The 18,279-nt window shown below is 36.4% G+C and carries 17 protein-coding genes and 1 tRNA gene; 4 read left to right on the top strand and 14 right to left on the bottom strand.

Annotation, left to right across the window (positions count from 1 at the left end):
* Positions 1–213 precede the first annotated feature (213 nt).
* A complete protein-coding gene (locus AC59HC_RS15165) occupies positions 214–759 on the bottom strand; it encodes a C40 family peptidase (RefSeq protein ID WP_227942721.1) in 546 nt (181 codons plus the stop codon).
* A gap of 181 nt (positions 760–940) precedes the next feature.
* On the opposite strand from AC59HC_RS15165, the gene AC59HC_RS15160 reads away from it, so the two are divergent.
* Positions 941–1,579, top strand: a complete 639-nt coding sequence (locus AC59HC_RS15160) for a hypothetical protein (RefSeq protein ID WP_496558927.1) — start codon at positions 941–943, stop codon at positions 1,577–1,579.
* A 39-nt stretch (positions 1,580–1,618) separates the two neighbouring features.
* Here AC59HC_RS15160 and AC59HC_RS15155 read toward each other — a convergent pair whose 3' ends face one another.
* Positions 1,619–1,987, bottom strand: coding sequence for a hypothetical protein (locus AC59HC_RS15155; protein WP_496558926.1), 369 nt, complete (start codon positions 1,985–1,987; stop codon positions 1,619–1,621).
* A gap of 380 nt (positions 1,988–2,367) precedes the next feature.
* Between AC59HC_RS15155 and AC59HC_RS15150 the strand changes: the two genes are divergently transcribed.
* Positions 2,368–3,051, top strand: coding sequence for a hypothetical protein (locus AC59HC_RS15150; RefSeq protein ID WP_496558925.1), 684 nt, complete (start codon positions 2,368–2,370; stop codon positions 3,049–3,051).
* A 336-nt stretch (positions 3,052–3,387) separates the two neighbouring features.
* Here the strand turns inward: AC59HC_RS15150 and AC59HC_RS15145 are convergent, their stop codons facing one another.
* The 5 genes from AC59HC_RS15145 to AC59HC_RS15125 form a co-directional block, all read right to left on the bottom strand.
* Positions 3,388–4,974: an autotransporter outer membrane beta-barrel domain-containing protein gene (locus AC59HC_RS15145; RefSeq protein ID WP_496558924.1), complete on the bottom strand. Its 1,587-nt coding sequence runs from the start codon at positions 4,972–4,974 to the stop codon at positions 3,388–3,390.
* A gap of 161 nt (positions 4,975–5,135) precedes the next feature.
* A complete protein-coding gene (locus tag AC59HC_RS15140) occupies positions 5,136–5,750 on the bottom strand; it encodes a response regulator transcription factor (protein ID WP_110008794.1) in 615 nt (204 codons plus the stop codon).
* Positions 5,747–8,764 (bottom strand): sensor histidine kinase, encoded by a 3,018-nt coding sequence (locus tag AC59HC_RS15135; protein WP_496558923.1) that lies wholly within the window; start codon positions 8,762–8,764, stop codon positions 5,747–5,749. The genes AC59HC_RS15140 and AC59HC_RS15135 overlap by 4 nt, the downstream gene beginning before the upstream one ends.
* A gap of 392 nt (positions 8,765–9,156) precedes the next feature.
* On the bottom strand, positions 9,157–9,591 hold the full coding sequence (arr, locus tag AC59HC_RS15130) for an NAD(+)--rifampin ADP-ribosyltransferase (protein WP_411413318.1): 435 nt from the start codon (positions 9,589–9,591) through the stop codon (positions 9,157–9,159).
* Between the two features lie 411 nt (positions 9,592–10,002).
* Positions 10,003–10,076, bottom strand: a tRNA-Ala gene (locus AC59HC_RS15125).
* Positions 10,077–10,239: 163 nt separating this feature from the next.
* Between AC59HC_RS15125 and AC59HC_RS15120 the strand changes: the two genes are divergently transcribed.
* Positions 10,240–10,776, top strand: coding sequence for a GNAT family N-acetyltransferase (locus tag AC59HC_RS15120; protein WP_411413229.1), 537 nt, complete (start codon positions 10,240–10,242; stop codon positions 10,774–10,776).
* A 494-nt stretch (positions 10,777–11,270) separates the two neighbouring features.
* On the opposite strand, the gene AC59HC_RS15115 is transcribed toward AC59HC_RS15120, so the two are convergent.
* Positions 11,271–12,302 (bottom strand): acyl-CoA dehydrogenase family protein, encoded by a 1,032-nt coding sequence (locus AC59HC_RS15115; RefSeq protein WP_496558922.1) that lies wholly within the window; start codon positions 12,300–12,302, stop codon positions 11,271–11,273.
* Positions 12,289–12,885, bottom strand: a complete 597-nt coding sequence (gene pnuC, locus AC59HC_RS15110; RefSeq protein WP_496558921.1) for a nicotinamide riboside transporter PnuC — start codon at positions 12,883–12,885, stop codon at positions 12,289–12,291. Before pnuC ends, AC59HC_RS15115 begins: the two co-directional genes overlap by 14 nt.
* A gap of 256 nt (positions 12,886–13,141) precedes the next feature.
* Here pnuC and AC59HC_RS15105 point away from each other — a divergent pair, with 256 nt between their 5' ends.
* A complete protein-coding gene (locus AC59HC_RS15105; RefSeq protein ID WP_202842374.1) occupies positions 13,142–13,603 on the top strand; it encodes a PA2169 family four-helix-bundle protein in 462 nt (153 codons plus the stop codon).
* A gap of 122 nt (positions 13,604–13,725) precedes the next feature.
* Here the strand turns inward: AC59HC_RS15105 and AC59HC_RS15100 are convergent, their stop codons facing one another.
* The 5 genes from AC59HC_RS15100 to AC59HC_RS15080 all read right to left on the bottom strand — a co-directional run bounded on the left by AC59HC_RS15100 (position 13,726) and on the right by AC59HC_RS15080 (position 18,273).
* On the bottom strand, positions 13,726–14,337 hold the full coding sequence (locus AC59HC_RS15100) for a DUF4142 domain-containing protein (protein ID WP_202842376.1): 612 nt from the start codon (positions 14,335–14,337) through the stop codon (positions 13,726–13,728).
* 129 nt (positions 14,338–14,466) lie between these two features.
* Positions 14,467–15,075, bottom strand: a complete 609-nt coding sequence (locus AC59HC_RS15095; protein ID WP_496558920.1) for an alpha-ketoglutarate-dependent dioxygenase AlkB family protein — start codon at positions 15,073–15,075, stop codon at positions 14,467–14,469.
* Positions 15,076–15,300: 225 nt separating this feature from the next.
* Positions 15,301–15,867, bottom strand: coding sequence for a YciE/YciF ferroxidase family protein (locus AC59HC_RS15090; protein ID WP_343641070.1), 567 nt, complete (start codon positions 15,865–15,867; stop codon positions 15,301–15,303).
* A 163-nt stretch (positions 15,868–16,030) separates the two neighbouring features.
* Complete coding sequence (locus tag AC59HC_RS15085; RefSeq protein ID WP_496558919.1) at positions 16,031–17,509, bottom strand: alpha-amylase; 1,479 nt, start codon at positions 17,507–17,509, stop codon at positions 16,031–16,033.
* Between the two features lie 11 nt (positions 17,510–17,520).
* Positions 17,521–18,273, bottom strand: a complete 753-nt coding sequence (locus AC59HC_RS15080; protein ID WP_496558918.1) for an SDR family oxidoreductase — start codon at positions 18,271–18,273, stop codon at positions 17,521–17,523.
* Between the last annotated feature and the right edge of the window lie 6 nt (positions 18,274–18,279).

Genomic DNA, 18,279 nt, shown 5'->3' with positions numbered 1-18,279 from the left:
AGGGTAAAAATCAAAGACGTTCACCCTACGCAAGCTAACTCAAGGTCGCTTTTATAAATATAAATGTATAAAAAATATTTGGAAGTTAACACAGAATCTAAAGCCAATTGATTGTTTAATTTTTCTATTGAACGGGCTAAAGCCCGTTTCTATTGAATTTCAACCCTTCCCTGCATGACAAAATATTAATTCCTGTTAGTACGATTTAAAGATTTACAGAACTCTTTGAGCATGAAGATAGGCCTTATTCCAGTATTTTTCGTTAAGAGATGAGATAATAACCCCTTTTGAAGTAGAAGCATGAATGAATTTCACTTCTCCATCAGGACCGATATCATGAACAATCCCTACGTGAGAGACCCTGCTTCCTCCGGCTGTTGCAAAAAATAAGAGATCCCCGGGTTTTACATCTTTTATATCAATATTTTTTCCGGCCTCGGCCTGATCAGAAGATCTTCTGGGAAGATTAAAATCATTTTCTTCAAATACTTTTACGGTAAATCCTGAGCAGTCAAATCCTGAAGAAGTACTTCCTCCGAATTTATAGGGTGTTCCGATATACTTTTCTGCATCTTTCAAAATATCATTGATTGATCTGGATACACTTCCGTTAAATTTTGAATCCAGTTTTCTGAGGTTTTCAGCTTTTGCAACGCTCTTTGTATTTGATTTTTTACTGGCGGAAGCACTTTTTGAGGATCCGCAGGAAACTACCAAAACAGAGGCTGCCAATACAACAGCAATCTGCTTTATTGTCATTTTTTGTTGAAATAATCCCGTTCCCATACTCTTCTGATTTATAATTAATTAACAAAACGTATTACAAATATACATTTTATATTATAATTATAATATAACTATACTACAACTATATTATAAATATATGTTAAAATTTTGATTTTCGTTATTTATTGGTATATTTGATTTCTATTTTAAAGATATGGCAACCTATGAAAGTGTAATCAAGATTACAGGAGCGGTAGGCGACCTGGTATTTTATAGCCTGAACGGCAAAAATGTGGTTCGGAAGAAAAGCGGGTTTAATAAAGCTGCGTTTAAAAAGAATCCATCATATGAGAAGGTAAGACAGAACAGTTCTGAATTCGGGCATTGTTCCAAAATGGGAAAAGTTATCCGGAAGAGTCTGGATGCCTATATTAAAGAATCAGGAGATCCCCTGCTCTATCAGAAGTTTGCCAAGGTGATGACAGCCATCAAAGATTTGGATACAATTTCTGAAAGGGGAAAAAGAACAGTTGAAAATGGTTTAAAGACTGAAGAAGGAAGAAAATTGCTGGGAGCATTTCAATTCGGCACCATTAAGAATGTTTCTGGTTGTATAAGAATTAAAGATCATGTTCTGTATAAAAATGATCATTGTACATCAGACCATGCGGTGATTTTAACTTTAAAATTAGATTCAGAAAATTATAACGTAGAAAGTAATGAAGAGATTATGAGTTGGAATCAAGAGCAAGATAAACCGTTAAAAAAATATTTTTCTGATGAGGATTTTCTGCTCTGTTTTGCAGCATTGAAAAATGAACATGATGAGATTACCCATATGGGATTTGTATAAATAAAAAAGTCTGCAGTATATCCTGCAGACTTTCTTGTCTTATTTCTTTTCTCCTTTCCAGGTTCCTGATATGGAAGGTGTAGGAAGTGAGTTTGACCAGTTTCCGTTTCCTTTTTTATCTGTAGATAATGTTCCTCTGAATTCTCCTTTCGAAGGAAGTCCTACCGTTGCGTTCAGATCTCCTGTTTCACTTAAATTCCCGGAAATATTATAGTTTTCATTATTGACATCGGAATGCATTGTTCCCACCACTTTACCACTCTCATCTACCACGAATTTCCAAACTCCTTTATCACCTCCTTCATAAGAACCAGACCATGTTCCTACATAATCATAAATAGTATCATCATCAGAGCTGCAACCGATAAATAAAAACGCCGTAAATAAAAGTAAAAAAAGTTTCTTCATAGTTTCAGTAGTTTTATAACCTAAAATTCTGTTATTCTCATCTGCTTCCTTCCAAAAGTACAGCTGAGTGAGAATGCTTAATATTTATTATTTTTTTGTTCCGTGCAAATCTACTAATTTTTTCATTCAAATTATCTGAATTTTAATCAGCGTTCAATATGTTTGTTAAAAAACAACATATTTCGGCTAAAATACAAATATTTTTCAAACATACAGAGACTGTACAAATTTGAGTTAATTAAAAATATAAGGTTAAAATTGGATAGTAATATGTTCAAAATTCGTTTACAATTACTTTATACTAGATTGCAGATCATTTGCGGTATGTTTTGAAGATATTTCTTACCTTAGTGAAAAATTTAACCTTTTCAAAAAATTACATGAAAACAAAAACATTATTTTTGGCAGCACTTGCTATTTGTGGCAGCTCAACAGCACAGGTTGGGATTAATACTTCAACTCCAAGTCATGCACTGGATGTAAATGGCCTGGTAAGGGTGAGAGGACTTTCAAATGCTGAAAAAAAGATTGTTGCGGCGGATGCGCAGGGAGTTTTAACTCTTATTTCTCCTGAGGAAATTTTTGCGCCAAAAGCTGTATTGAACACTTCAACCTCTTCCAGTGAACAGAGATCCACTGTCTACGAAGGGAAATGCTTTCAGCCTGGTGACAATGCATCTTCCTGTACTGTGTCAGTAAACCATTACACTTCTTGTGCGGGATTTACCAATCCTGTAGATACTCAGATTATTGTGGGGCAAGGGATCAATACCTCTAACGGCCAGTTTTTAGGCACATGGACAGCCCGATATGTTGATAATAAAGGATTTGCCAATACAACACCTGTTGCCAACCAGACAGCACCAGACTACCCCAGAATTTCTTATCCAAGTACCAATACAGTAAACTATTTAGGAAGCGGTAATTTTGCGGGTCAATGTAATACCGATCTGGTAACAACGATCAATCAGGCTACCGGAGACATAAAAATAGAGTCTGTAAAGCGAAGCATGTACGCACACCTTTTGTACCTTATTAATATTGCCCGCTCCAGATCTTTATAATAGTCGATATTTGATTTCAAAAAGACAGCCACAATATTTTCATTGTGGCTGTTTTTTTGATACAACGAACCCTCTTTTTTGAAAAAAAGCCTCTAAAAAGAGGCTAGAAACTATTATTGGATGATGAAAAACTTATCCCAAATGTATGATATATTCGTCTCTGGTTTTATGAGTACAGTCATATTGAGAATTTTACAGTAACATGATTTCTGTTTATCAGAAATCATGTTACCGCTTGAAATAAAAGTAAACAAAAACTGCAAAGAATTAACCTCGCAGCTTTTGTTTTCATAGTATGTTTTTAGAATCTTTTCTGGTCTGATAACTATCCGGAATTTAATTTTGGAACTTTACAAAATCCAGATAAAAAGTAGGGTTCCCAACATTAAACCCAGATGGAACTACAAGATTAGTCTTATGAGCAACTATAGGGTAAACACCGGGGGCTGCAAAATATAATACTCTGGTTTGATCTCTTGGCACAAAATTAATAGGATCGGGACTGGCAGTTCCACAATATGTTTTCCATACTTCCCCTATCCCGGGAATGTAAAACCAGTAATCATTACAGGTAGAAGTTATTGTAATTCCTGAACGGAAAAAATACCATCCTTTAGCAGGAATATTCACAGAAATTCCTGTTGGCAGGTTATCTCCTCCTGAGTTTCCGGTAAAAGGATTAACCAGTGTTCCAGTGTAAGATGTCCAGTTATCAGCAAATGCTGTAGTAACAGTGGAAGACCATGTAGCCAGTCCGTTAGCATCACTGGTCAGTACGTACCCCAGCTGCTGGGTGCCGTCTTTAATCTGAAGTGCTCCATTGGCTGTTCCGTTATCAATAACAACTTTTGCACTGGCAGCTCCCGCCGGCACTGTATTGGTTCCCACCAGGACTTTTCCTGTACCATTGATACTTAAATTATTTCCTGCTGTTGCAATATCGGTTGCCTGTGAAAGGGTTCCTCCCAATTTTACATCTGCCCCGGATAAACTAAGACCGTTACTTGCTGTGATATTGTTATTAATGATTGTTGTACCGCCATTTCCATTACCTCCTGCAAGCTCAGTTACCGTCATAAAACCTATTGTAGGGTTCAGCTGTGCTGTTCCGGCTCCTCCCAGCCTTACTTTTACAGAGGTATCAACTGTTGGCCTGTAAATAGCATAGGCTTCCGGCTGGCCGCCAATAGATGTTGCCGGATAATTATTTATGGCATCAACAACCCCTGTTGTACTGGAAGGAAGAACGGAATTATTGGAAGCATCTACCCATTCATACACGAAGAATCCACCTGCCAGCGAAAAATCTGTAGCATGAAGCTGACAACGGAGAACATAGGTTTTACCTGCTTTCAGATTGAAAACACCTGCGCTATAAGTAATATTATTGGAGGCAATCACAGATCCAAATGTCACATCTGATCCTGTAGATACTGATTGGGCTGCGTTTGGCTTCACAATAATATAATCCCCTGTTGAAGATGTTCCTGTTGAAAGAAGTTCCCATGTAGAATTTGTTCCGGTGAGACCCGTGCTCACGAGTTCCACACTCTGATTGGCTGGTACTGAAATACTGGCATTTCCGTTAATTGTTTCCGGAGCTACAGCATTCACTGTGATCTTAAAATTTGTATTGTTTTTAATTCTGTAAATCCTCCCTTTGAAGTTTCCAACCCCACTGACAGAAGGTGGTAAACCAAATACAGCATCTGAACTCCCATTGTATGAAACATGAAAGTCTGATAATACTAAATTATAAGTGGCTGTAGTAACCGCTTTATAATTAGCTGCCAATGATCCGTTAATATCCATAGTAGAACCTGGATTCACTGTGTTGACCCCAACATTTCCTGCCTGGGCAAAAGCAATAGCCGGACTTAAGGCTATCATTGCAAAGATTAGTTTTGTAGAAATTTTAAACATTTATCATTATTTTATTTACATTAATAAACTCAATTGTTTAACATAATGTAAAAGTATCAGAATAAATTCTACAAGAAACATCACCAAGCGTAGAAAAAAACTAAGCAAATTGTAGAAAATTTTCTACACTCAAAAAATTGTTTTATTCATAAAATTCAGTATCAGGACATGTAAGCTTCATACAGTTTAATAAGATCAGCCAGATTACTTGTTTTCAGTTTTTTATGGATTCTTTTTTTATAAGTACTAATTGTAGACATTTGAATATCCATCTCATTTGAAATTTCCAGGTTTCCGTTTCCTTTTACCATGAGCATAAAAATTTCATATTCCCTTTCTGATAAACTCTTTACAGCATCCAGTGCGGACGGCTGCAATAGCTTATTGACAAATCCATTAGGATAATAATTTCCTTCTGAAAACATCTTCATGACTGCTTCAGAAATTGTATCTACTTTACTGAGTTTATTAATGTATCCATCTGCCCCTTCTTTGATATATTGTATGGCTATTTCCTCTTCATACGCCGAAAAAACAAGTATTTTCAAAGCAGGATCAAGCTGTTTGATTTCTGAGATCATTTTTTTGTTTCTGCTTTCAGGCATATTAATATCCAGAATAAGCAGATCAAATTTCTGTCTGGAAATTTTATCGAGGGCTTCAGGATAATCTGAAGCGGTATCTATCAGTACATCAGGAATGCGTGCTTCTAAAATGATAGCGGTTCCTGTTAATACAATATCATGATCATCTGCTATAAGGATCTTTTTAATCATTTTTTCGATTTTTTTATAATTAATTGGAAAGAAGTGCCTTTGTTCTCGTTTCTTCTGATTATAATTTTACTTTCCAGCATCTGGAGCAGCTGCAGGATCAGATGAAGTCCCATACCATATTTCTGCAATAGCAGCTTTTCATTTTCAATATTCTCCTGAAGTTTGGTATAATATTCAATTTTATGGTCGTCCATTCCGATTCCTGTATCTGTAATTTCCAGAATAACAGTTTCCGGCTCATCTGCCCCGGTGATTATAATCGTTCCGTTTCTTGTATATTTTACAGAATTATCCATTAGATTATGAATAATCACAGCAAGAATATTTTTACTGATTTTCACCATTAATTTTTCATCTACATTATTAACAATTGTCGTATTGTGATTGGCTGCAATCTCATCAAAAAGGATTTTCTTTTCCTGCACCAGATCACAGAAAGAATACAGCTCTGTTTCATCACTCCTGTATTCATTATAAATATCAGCATACTCTTTCAGTGTTTTTGTAAAATTGTACAGCTGGTTAGATGATTTGTAAATAGAATTAAGAATTCTTTCAGTACGGTAGGCATTCTTTTCATCATAGTCCAAGGCTTCTTTGCTGGTTAAAGCAATAAATTTCAATGGTGTGGTAATATCATGGGTAATTGTTCCGATGAGCTTTTTCTGCTGTTCAATTTCTTTTCCCAGCTTTATCTGAGTGATTTCCAGATTTTCTACAGTTTCTGAAAGAGTTTTGGTTCTTAAACGGATAATTTCTTCCAGCTCACGGTTTTTCTTTTTATGAAAGCTCGTCCTCCACCTTACGGATACATACAGTAAAAGAAGAAAGATAAAAACAATCAATAGTTTAAACCATAATGTCTGATAAAAAAAGGGAGGAATGATAATTTTAATTTTTTTGAAAACGTATTCCTGCTTATCAGAAACGAGCATCCTGACGATAAGATGATGGGTGCCATGGCCAAGATTATTGAGTAAAAACTTCCGGTCTTTTCCTACAGACAGCCATTTATTGGTTCCATCGTCATCCAGTTTTGCTTCAATGACAATATTATCAGGGTTTGCATAGTAAGGGACATCGATAAACAGTTCAACCTGTCTGTTCTCCTGACTCAGTTTCAGGACATCTGTAAACAATCTTTCTTTATCATCAACGAGAACCCTTTCTATATACATCGCTTCAGGATAATAACTTTTAACTTTCAGCGGGTTAAAAAATACCAGTCCGCTTAATGAAGGCAAAACAAAATCTCCGTTTTTCAATTTGTTGCTATTGATATTACTTCCTCCATTAAACTCGTTGGTACTAAAGCCGGCTTCTTTTGAATATCTGTAATAGTTCAATTTAAAATTCCTGTTTTGCAGGTATTTTAAAAGTATGCTTTCTCTTATTTTATACAATCCATTATTGGTTGGAATCCAGAAGTAACCATTAGGATCTTCCATCAGGGTATGCGGTGATAAAAGATTGCCTTCAGAATCACCCGGCAGCTTTATAAGACGGTTGTTTCTTAAAAGATAAAAACCTTTTCCAAGCGTGGTTACCCATATATTTCCGTCTGCAGTAAGTACGATATCACGAACTGATAATTCATTTTTACCGTTTAAACTATAGATTTTGTTATGATTGACGGATATTTTATACAATCCTTTTATCGTACCAACCAGAATATCTCCTGCTTCTGTCAATACCATTTTGGTTGGTTCGTTGGCAAACAGGTATTTTTTCTTTAATGACTTAAAAGGCCAGTTTTCATAAATGCTTAGTGTGCCTGTGAACTCGGTATTTCCTTTTTTTTGTTTCACTGCCAGCACGTAATATTTCCCATTGGCAAAGAAGAAATCATTCAACGTGTCTTCTCCGGTGGAAATACTTTGAAAATCTGTAAAATCAGACTTTTTACTGTATACAAAAAGAGTTTGTTCTCTCCGGGTTACGATATTGCCCTGTCTGTCAAAATTTAAAAAATACGATATACTTTTATCGAAGTTTTTGCTTTTAACCAATCCATAGCGGTTGTAGATTTCCCCTGCAGGATTAATTACACACGAATCATTATAAGGCTGGATCGCATAAAAAACAGCTGATGATTTTGGGATGTTCTTTTTCGAAGAGGTAAAATCTGTTAAGCTCACTATTTTGAGCCCGTCTGTACTGCTTCCAAGGTAAAGTTTTTTATATTTTTCATCATAATAAATGCACATCAGATTACTTTCGTCTATATGATCCAGCCGGATCAGTTTTGATAATTTAAGCGTTCCGCTATTGTAGATGCATCTGTAAAGGATATTATTATTCAGGACAAATCCTTGTCCATTGGTTCTGTTCCAGAAAATTTTGCTTCTGACATCCGCTACAATGGGCAGATCATAAGAACCGGTAATTTTCCCTTCTTCTATTTTTTTAACTTTTTTAGCATTCCGATCAATATAAAACAGAATATCTCCTATTGTAAAGGCATTTGGATCATTTTTAAAAAGCGGCTTCACGTCAAGTTTAACCTGTGATTTTGAAAGAAAATCTTCATAAACAAAGGAATTCTGTGTGATAAAATACCTTCCTTTTTTGAAGTCCATAAAAAAATAGACTCCCGGAGACGGACTGTAGCTGTAATTTGAAATACACAGATGATAGTTGATATTCTCCCTAACAATAATTGTTGGACATCTTTTTATGTTTTTAAATACTTTTGGAATTTTTTGATGGATTAAAACCGTTTTTCCATCATCTACCGCCGTAAAAATACTGTCCTTATCAGCATCACCATAAAAATAGGTAAACCGCTGGCTATTGAGTGGAAATTTTTTATGAACAAAAAAATTAAGCCCGTCATATCTTACAATTCCGTTTTCTGTAGTCAGCCAGATAAAACCATATTTATCTTTTATAATATCTTTTACACTATTCTGAGGCAGTCCGTTATCTGTATTGAAAAACTGCACCGTGTATTGTTGAGAATAAAACAAAAGAAAAGCAAACAGAAAACCAACCGTAAGAATATTTCTACACAAAACCAATCATTTTTACCAATAGTGTAAAGATAATTTATTTAAAACACTTTATTGCTAAAATATAAGACATTACCTATAAAGTAGGTATTTTTCATGCTAAATATTTCCACAGACCGTAAATGAAGTTCAAAGGTCCCTTGTCTGGTTGATATCGGTAATCGCAAAGCCTTATGTATTCAAAACTGTTGATCACAAATCGGCATTTCTGAATTTCAGAAGTATGTTTGGAAATAGGAATGATTTTAATAAGTTGCCCGATAAAGTATTTGCCGCATCAGAAAAGAAATAGTAAAAATTGGGCTATTGATCTCCGAAATAACGGAGGTGGAAACTCTATGCTTATTGATAAAATCTTGGAATATATTAAAGATCATCAAAAATAAATGCGGAGACTAATTGATAATCTCCCCATTATGGTTTTCCAGCTTTTCGCGGAATCTCTGAAGATCTTCAGGAGCTGGTCTGGTCCAATCTGTCACTTCTCCGATAATTTTCAAAGGCATTTCGGAACGATAAGAGCGGGTGGGATTTCCAGGAAATTTCTTATCGGTAACATTGGGATCATTCTCAAAATTTCCTGTTGGTTCTACAATATACACACGTTCTGTGCCCTCTCCTTTTGCTAATGCGGCGGCAAGTCCTGCTCCGTTTACCAAAGCGGTAAAATAGATATGATTCATTTTCAGGTCAGACTGATAATTGGAACTTCCGCCTGCTTTCAGTAAATCTCCTATTTTTAAATCTGCTTTTGTTCCGTGATAAAAAGGTCCTTTATCGGACGGATGGTTTTTTAACTGTAATGCCAGTTCCGCATTCTTTTTTGACATTTCTGTATCTCCCGACTTCTCCCAGCATTGAGCAATATTCTGATAAAGAGCGGGCAATGCACTTTTAACGGTATCATCATTAATTTTTAAAGCAAATTCTAAAGAAGTTTCAAGCCATTTCAACTGATCCTCAGTGGTTTTCTGGTTACGTGACAGATAATAAGCTGCCAGAAACTTTTCATGGTCATCCGTAGCTTCTTCCCAGGCTTGCAAAAATAATTCACCTGCTTTTTCAGGCATTCCTTTGTCTTCAAAATCCATTCCTTGCAGACAAAGCTTAATTACAGGATTAAAAGGAGAAAATTCCATGTTTAATTTTTTATTTCAAATCTAGTGTATTCTGTTGGAATTGCCGGGACAAAACATTAATCATAAAAAAGAGCTGTAACATATTGTATTACAGCTCTTTAGTGGAGAATACGGGATTCGAACCCGTGACCTTTTGACTGCCAGTCAAACGCGCTAGCCAACTGCGCCAATCCCCCGTATTTTTGTTTTTAAAGCGGTACAAAAGTAAGTATTTAAATGGTATTTGCAAATATTTTATCGTTTTTATTGAAATAAATTAGCTTTAATCTTCATAAAACTTGAATTGCCCATTGAATAACTACCAATTACCACTATTTTTGTCCGAAATTATATTACCTTATGCAGCTCTACACAGAAAGATTAGTTCTACGGGACATTACGATTGAGGATCAACAAGACATTTTCGACTACCGTTCCGATGCTGAAGCCAATAGATTTCAAGGCTGGATCCCTGAAACGCTGGAAGAGGTGGAAAATTTTATCCTGAGAAATACTAAAGAATTCAACCAGCCTGAAAGCTGGTATCAGCTGTTAATTACGGATAAAGAAACAAAAACGGTTATCGGAGATATCGGAGTTCATTTTACCGGAGATGAAAATGCACAGGTAGAACTGGGAATTACATTAAATACGTCTTTTCAGGGAAAAGGATATGCTTCTGAGGCTTTAAAAGGCATCATAAGTCACCTGTTTGATGATTTACATAAACACAGAATTACAGCGTCTGTGGATCCGGACAACACAGCTTCTATTCTATTGATGGAAAGAATCGGTTTACGAAAAGAAGGTCATTTTGTAAAAAGTCTGTTCTGGAAAAATAAATGGGTTGATGACGTTATTTATGCGATTCTTCGGGAAGAATGGCCTGCCAGATAAGAATACAACTCCTTTCCGGGGATCAATATCACCATCAACAGTTCCGGCCATCTATTTTTACAAAAGTAACAACAGAAATCAACTTACAGTACTGTATATTTTTCGTAAAATGGAGTGAGTTTTGTTCTTACGATAATTAAAGTGACTAAGTCATTGCATATTAAGCAGGATATGATCATTGTCCTGTACCATTCTTTAATTGTAACCGTAATCCAGTTATCATTTTCTACCAATGGATACCTCTCTTTTTTAAAATACATAATTACATGATCCTTCCTCTTTCCGTTGAGTGAAAATAAGTCTTTCATAATGTTTTTGTAATCTGGTTGCTCTTATTTTAGCAGGTGTTATGTTGGGCTTACTTCAGGCTTTAGTTTATTCCAAATATAGTGAAATAATTAAAACTTATTGTACAATATTCACCGTAAAGAATATTATTAACAAAATATTCACATAAAATACTTATTAAAAGAAATATTTTCTGAAACTTTAACTCAGAAAGAAAAGTCCAGATCATCTGCAGAAGGCCTGAAATTGGAATGCATAGCTGCGGTAAAATAATCGCAAAATATCTGATACACTGCAGAATCAGTATCGGTTGCCTGGATTCCCAACTGTGTATAAACAGTAAGGATCTGACGGGATAATTTTTGAACCAGCTCTACTCCATACTGATGAATCACGTGTTGTTTATCCTCCGGAATCTTTTTGTGATCACCGAGTATATTTTCTACTTCTCCGGCAATTTGCAATACTTTTTCCAAATGCTTTTCAACAGACTCTGCGAAACTTTTGAAATGGATCTCAGGACGAATATATTCTGCTTCTTCAATAAAATGAGAAGCCATTCCCAAATAGTTGACCAACAGTGTCAAGTCTGCAAAAATCCGAAAAGGAATAGTGTCCAGAATATCATTGGTGAAAAAAGTATCGTAAACAAAACTATAGTCTTCATTAACGAGCACATTTTCAACAATGAATGAATAGGTGCCACTGGCCTTCATTCCCATAGATTTCCAGTTGGGAATAACCTCAGCGTGTTCTTTCGAAATAATAAATGATCGAATTATTCCATTGCCATGACCATCCATTAAAGGTTTTCCGTTTTCTGTAATTTTTGCATTCAATGTAAAATGGGTAAGATGAGGTGCTCCTGTTGCAAAATTCCATGAACCGTTGATCAGATAAGTGCTGTCATCCTGTTTTTCTGCCGTCCCGCCAACCATTCCGCTTCCTCCAAAGCAGGTTTCAGAATGAGTGAAGAGTAACTGAGCAATTTCAGGCTTGATATTTCTGGAAAAGTAATTGGCACCGGCACAAAGTGTCAGCATCCAGCCAAAGCTTCCATCGGTTTCTGCACAGCCAAATAAGGCGTTAAGTCCTTCTTCAAAACGATAGCCGAGTCCTCCATATTTTTTGGGGACCCATATTTTAAGCAGTTCTTCTTCACGAATATGCTGCATTACTTTATCAGAAATTACAGGGGCTCCATGAAGTTCCCGTCTGATCTCTTTAGTACTCAGCATTAGCTTTCGATTTAATAATTTTTTGCCACTCTATATATCCGGAAATGGCTACTAAAAATAAGAATGACATCAAAACAGCATAGAGATACAATTCTTTATGAATCATTAAAGGAATAGAAATGATATTACTGACATTGAGTATCACCCAGTTTTCAATTTTCCGTCTCGCCATCAGCCACATTCCCGCCCAGGCAAAAGCACTCACCAGAGAATCCCAGATAGGAACATCCGAGTCTGTAAAATGGGGCAGAAAAGACCAGAATAAGATAAAAGTTCCCAGAACAATTCCTCCCGTAATCCATTTTTCTGTGGTGGTGGTAACAGAGATTTCCATTTCTGATTTCTGCTTTCCGAATTTCCAATATAACCATCCATAGATGCTCATGATCAGATAATAAAGATTTAAGGTAAATTCAGCGTACAGCTTGGAAGTAAGCATCACATACAGCGTAAGCAGAATACCTGCAATTCCGAAAAGATAGTTGTTGACATTGTTTTTACGGGCCAGTAAAACCTGGATTACTGAAAATAATACTCCGAACCATTCCGGTAAGGTAATTTGTTTTAAAATGTCCTGCATCATATTAATTATTAGAAATCAAATGATGAGATGATCAGTAAGCAATCCCTACGCCGGCATTATCCGGATCAGGTGTGGAAATACATTCCTGGGTATCATCTCAGCCACCGTTATCTGTAGCACCCCATTGTTGGGCAAAGGTGCAGCTTTTTGTTGAAAAAAGAAAGGACTTTAGCCTATTATTTTTGAGATATGATCAGGATTATAAAGAGTCCGTCAGGTAAGTTTTAATTTTATAGCTCACTTTAAAAATTATATTATGGATCATCAGCAGGAAATATCAGTACTTAATGACTTACTACACATTACCAACGACAGAAAGGAAGGCTTTGAAAAAGTTGAGGGAAAAGTATGGGAAATGTATCCGGATGTAAAAGATGAGTACGAACATATGATTTCGCAGTCGAAAATCATGAAAAATGAACTGATCAACCTCATCACAGAAAAGCAAGGCACTCCGGAGGACTCAACGTCCATGGCAGGAGCTGTTCACAGAACTTGGATTGACATTAAAAATTCTTTTACCATGGGAAATCTCATAGAATCTACATTAGAAAATGTGGTATTTGGCGAAAAAGCAGCTATTGAAGCTTATCAAAATGCCCTGGACACAGGTGAGCTCAGCCCAAAAAGTACTGAGATTGTGTCTGAACAGCTTCGTATCCTTAAAGATTCTTACAGACAATTCAAGAAAATTGAAGAATATAAAAAGAAAGAATAATCAAAAAACTCCTCTTAAAAAGAGGAGCTTACTATAATCAAGAACAAAATAATATTTAATCAATTCAAAATTATTAAATATTGTATGCTCATACTTATGATGCAGGTCATAAAAACTCAATATTATTTGACCACATTTTTAGCTTTTTCCGATTCCTGCAAATGATGTTCAAGTGTCGGAAGGGTTTTCGCTGCGAAAGATTTTAATGAGGCTTCTGTTCCTTCTGACACCTCTTTTTTGAATGCTTCTACATCTTCCTTGTGGTCACTGACCATTAAATCTGTATATTTTTTGTCAAAGTCTTTACCTTTCTTAGCTTTCAGGTCATCATACATCTTCTGCTTTTCGGCATCCAGACTTGTGGGTAAGGTATACCCTATTCCTGATGCCCAATTCTTAAGCTCGTCGTTCGCTTTGGAATGATCGGTTACCATCATTGCTCCCAAAGATTTTACCACTGAGTTTTCAGCGTTTGTTGCGGCCAGTTTTCCCATCATTACCTCCATCAGTCCTCCTATGGCTGCAGCATCCGCAAACTTTTTGTCCTGATCGCTGAGAGTACTTTTCTGATCTTTGGTGTCTGACATTTTGGTGGAGTCGCTTACCGTCATCCCGGATTCTGCAGGGGCAGACATTGTGGTACTTTCCTCAGATTGACTCGTGGTTGTCGGTTCGTTTTTTTTGCAGGCCGTTAAAGCAGCTAATGCAAAAATTGTTACTACAAGATTTTTCATAATAATAAATTTTAAGTGGTGATATTAATGAAGTCAAACAATGACTTTGTTTATAAATGCAACAATTTATCTGCCAAAAACCGATTACAACACTTCTAACCTAATCATAAAACATTATGAATAAATACCTTACAACTTATTAACCAACCGGAATGTAAGATTAATACGCTCCTTCATAGCGGTTAGAGACTTGGCAATACGATGTTCCCAGTTTTCCTGAAGGTCTCCTTTCATAATCAATAATGATCCGTGAGGAAGAGGCAGGCTGTATTTACTCTGATGATGGTCTTTTTTCCTGAAATCAAAATTTCTGGTCTGCCCCAGACTTACTGATGCAATCACCGGACGTTTCCCATATCTGCTTTCCTTATCCCGATGCCAGGCAACAGAATCGTTATGATCTCTGTAAAGGTTCAACAATACGGAATTGAATTGATAGCCAAATGTTTCTTCTATTCTTTGTTTTAAAGAAAACAGTTCGGGTGTCCAATGATGGGCATCCAGTTCATTGTCTGAAGGATAGGCATTTTTCTCATCTCCATACCAGGCGGTTAAGCGAGGTGTGAGAACCATCTTATCATACATTTTCTGGGTACGTTGTTTCCAGGGAGCTGTTTCAAGCAGATGAATTTTAAGGCGGTCAGCTTCTTCCTGATTCAGGAAATGTTCTCTGTATTCCAGAAGGTCTTTTGTAAATTCGTACAGATCTGCTGAGTCGAACAGGCTAAGTTGGGTCATTTTTAAACTTTATAAATGGTAGAATACAGTTTTCTTTTACAGTATAAGAGTTTTGTTATTCAATTACAGTTCATTTAAAAAAACTAAATTGATACAAATTATATCCACAAATATACTACAACTGATACAAAATCAACCAAGATAAAAATGTTGCATTTTAAACCTTTCCGGATTTCAATAAAAAGGAGACCTGATTTTTTCAGGTCTCCTTTTTAAAGATTGTATTTACATGGCTTTGCTGTTAAGATTGGTATCAGCAACTTTTGTAAGCAGTTCATCACATTTTTTTTCTTCTTCCAATGTGCTTAAAAAGTTTTTAAGACACTCTTCTTCCTTCAATACTTTTGCGAATGCTGCCAGTGTTCCATAAGTAGCAATTTCATAATGTTCAACTTTTTGCGCTGCTGCAATAATGCCCGCATCTCTTACTGCTCCCGGTTCTGTCTCTTCCATAATGCTCTTTCCTTCATCCAGCAATCCCTGCATAGCATCACATTTTTTTGCCTGGGCTTTTTTTCCTAATGCTTTAAAACATTCTTCCAATCTTTCCACATGGCCTTCTGTTTCCGTGATGTGCTTATCAATGCCTTGTTTAAGCTTTTCACTGGTTGCATTTTTCATCATTGCCGGCAGCGCTTTCAGCAGTGCTTTTTCAGCCCAGTAAATATCTTTCAGCGCATCTTCAAAAAGATCTTCCAAACTTTTGGCTGCATTTTTTTTAGCCGGAGTTTTTGCTTTTGCTGGTGTTGCTTTTTTGGCTGGTGTTTTTTTGGTTGCCGTTTTAGTTTCCATATTATAATAATTTAGTGATTGATTGGTGGTAAATCTGCAACTATAAGACCATTTTTGTCCAAAATACTGAGATGTGGTATCTAAAATTACAGGAGCTTATATGGTAAGTTAAAATTAGAATAGCTGTTCGCAGAGAATAAAAGGCCTGAAAATTTGCCAATCATTACGGTGTTTGTTTTTTTACCCATATACTTACCGAACCCGAATTTACAGTAAACACCGCTTTCCCGTCTTTATCCGTATAAATTTCTTCATGACGGTTCTTTAAAAAATCGGTATAAACCGAATCCGCATGTTCTTTTCCCAATTCTATTTCTTTATAACCTTCTTCGCTATTAGACATGATTACAATGCAGCCCGCATGCTTTTCATCTCCTTTCCGTACAAAAGCTACACAGTTGGGATGATCAAAATAATCGGTCTGTTTACCATATGCAAAAAGCTTTCTCGCTTCAAGCAAACCAGGAAGTTCTTCAACCTTCGGCATGATGATATGCACTTCCTGCTCATCCTTTATATCGATATAGTCTGCACCAAAAAGATCGGGATAAAAGATGCAGGGATAAGCTTCATCGGTAAGAAGAATAATAGCATAAGCCAAGGGTTTGAACCAGTCTTTCACCGCAGATTCAAGAGCCTGAAGCTGCTGTGTATCGTGATTTTCAACAAAAGAAACTGAGAATACCGGTTTCTTCTCCAGGAAGCTTCCTTTTAAAATCCGGCTCATATCGTAATCTTTACCATCCTGTGATGCTTTAAAGAAATTATAATGCAACGGAGCATCAAAACAAGAGATAAGATCAGACATTTTATCGGAAAAATACTCAATTTTTTCTGCCTCGTCTTTCCAGAATTCGCCTAAAACAAAACATTCAGGATTTACTTCTGTTTTAATATAGGAGATCCAGTCTTTCAAAAAGTCTGAGGAGATATGTTTTAAGGCATCCAATCTGATTCCGTCTACTTTCGTTGTTTCCATATACCATCTGATCCAGTTTTTCATTTCCTCCACAACATAAGGATTACGGTACTCTATGTCAGCTCCCATCAGATAATCATAATTACCGAACTGATGACTTACGGCATCTGTCCACTCCTCACCATATTCATTATGGATTTTAAAAACACCCTTCATCTCCTCTCCTTCTCTGATCACATAATCAATACCGCTGAAACAGTGATGATCCCATATAAAGTTCGAATACACTCCTTTTCTTCCCGGAAAAGTAAATTTCGTATAGGCTGAAACCTCCATATTTTCGGAGATTCTTTCATTACGGTTTTCTTCATTCAGCTGATGTACCATAATCTTTTCTTCTTCATCTCCTCCCATCCTATGGTTTAAAACGATATCTGCATATACAGACATCCCCGCTTCATGCGCTTTCTCTATAGCCATTAAATATTCAGCTTTCGTCCCGTACCGGGTTGGTATGCAACCTTTCTGATCAAATTCTCCCAAATCATAAAGATCATAGACATCATAACCACGGCCTTCCATATTGAGACTGCATTTATTGGCAGGAGGAAACCAGACGGCAGTAAACCCCAAATCTCTTAAATATTCTGCTTTTTCAGCAAACTCATTCCATAGGTTCCCGGGATGGTACCAATGGAAAAACTGAATAATAACTCCATTCATATCCGTTAAGATTAACCGTTAACAATTAAACCTCCATTAGGATGAAGAACCTGTCCCGTTATCTGTGATGAAGCATCTGTGGCAAGAAATAGAAAACTTGCTGCCACTTCTTCGGTAGAAGCATTACGTTCTAGCGGCGGTTTATTCTGATCTTCATCTTCTTCCCCAAATGTTTTTTCCGTGAGCGGCGTAGCTACCGGTCCGGGTGCAACAGCATTCACCCGTATTCCTTTAGGTTTAGCCTGCATTGCCAGTGAACGGGTGAACGAAACGATAGCGCCTTTGGTTGCTGAATAATCCAGTAATTCTTCATGTCCCAGATAGGCAGTAGCTGAAGTAGTATTGATAATAGAATCTCCTTGTTTTAAATAAGGGAATACGATCTTTGTCAGAAGGATCATTCCAATAATGTTGGAATCGAAAGTCTTGCGGATATCCTCCTCTTTAAGATTTTCTATACTTTCACAGGGAACCTGGGTTCCGGCATTATTGATCAGGATATCTATTCCTCCTAATTTGGATACGACTTCATTAACAACAGATTCACAAAATTTGCTGTCATTAATATCTCCTTCAAACGAAAGAACTTTTCTTCCTGTTTTTTTTATTTCATCCACTGTTTTCATGGCATCTTTGGCATCATGATAGTGTATGAAGGCAATATCAGCTCCTTCTTTAGCAAATAAAAGAGCGATGGCTTTACCAATTCCGCTGTCTGCTCCTGTAATAAGAACAGATTTATTTTTCAGTTGTAAATCTTTCATAGTGTG

The organism is Chryseobacterium sp. DZ-32 (assembly GCF_059587025.1).
The sequence above is the reverse complement of the archived record's forward strand: the minus strand, read 5'-3'. Positions and strand labels throughout refer to the sequence as shown.

Excerpts from the sequence above, each read along its gene's own strand:
- AC59HC_RS15165 (WP_227942721.1), bottom strand. The coding sequence starts at position 759 with ATGACAATAAAGCAGATTGCTGTTGTATTGGCAGCCTCTGTTTTGGTA.
- AC59HC_RS15160 (WP_496558927.1), top strand. The coding sequence starts at position 941 with ATGGCAACCTATGAAAGTGTAATCAAGATTACAGGAGCGGTAGGCGAC.
- AC59HC_RS15155 (WP_496558926.1), bottom strand. The coding sequence starts at position 1,987 with ATGAAGAAACTTTTTTTACTTTTATTTACGGCGTTTTTATTTATCGGT.
- AC59HC_RS15150 (WP_496558925.1), top strand. The coding sequence starts at position 2,368 with ATGAAAACAAAAACATTATTTTTGGCAGCACTTGCTATTTGTGGCAGC.
- AC59HC_RS15145 (WP_496558924.1), bottom strand. The coding sequence starts at position 4,974 with ATGTTTAAAATTTCTACAAAACTAATCTTTGCAATGATAGCCTTAAGT.
- AC59HC_RS15140 (WP_110008794.1), bottom strand. The coding sequence starts at position 5,750 with ATGATTAAAAAGATCCTTATAGCAGATGATCATGATATTGTATTAACA.
- arr (WP_411413318.1), bottom strand. The coding sequence starts at position 9,591 with ATGTCAAAAAAGAATGCGGAACTGGCATTACAGTTAAAAAACCATCCG.
- AC59HC_RS15120 (WP_411413229.1), top strand. The coding sequence starts at position 10,240 with ATGCAGCTCTACACAGAAAGATTAGTTCTACGGGACATTACGATTGAG.
- AC59HC_RS15115 (WP_496558922.1), bottom strand. The coding sequence starts at position 12,302 with ATGCTGAGTACTAAAGAGATCAGACGGGAACTTCATGGAGCCCCTGTA.
- pnuC (WP_496558921.1), bottom strand. The coding sequence starts at position 12,885 with ATGATGCAGGACATTTTAAAACAAATTACCTTACCGGAATGGTTCGGA.
- AC59HC_RS15105 (WP_202842374.1), top strand. The coding sequence starts at position 13,142 with ATGGATCATCAGCAGGAAATATCAGTACTTAATGACTTACTACACATT.
- AC59HC_RS15100 (WP_202842376.1), bottom strand. The coding sequence starts at position 14,337 with ATGAAAAATCTTGTAGTAACAATTTTTGCATTAGCTGCTTTAACGGCC.
- AC59HC_RS15095 (WP_496558920.1), bottom strand. The coding sequence starts at position 15,075 with ATGACCCAACTTAGCCTGTTCGACTCAGCAGATCTGTACGAATTTACA.
- AC59HC_RS15090 (WP_343641070.1), bottom strand. The coding sequence starts at position 15,867 with ATGGAAACTAAAACGGCAACCAAAAAAACACCAGCCAAAAAAGCAACA.
- AC59HC_RS15085 (WP_496558919.1), bottom strand. The coding sequence starts at position 17,509 with ATGAATGGAGTTATTATTCAGTTTTTCCATTGGTACCATCCCGGGAAC.
- AC59HC_RS15080 (WP_496558918.1), bottom strand. The coding sequence starts at position 18,273 with ATGAAAGATTTACAACTGAAAAATAAATCTGTTCTTATTACAGGAGCA.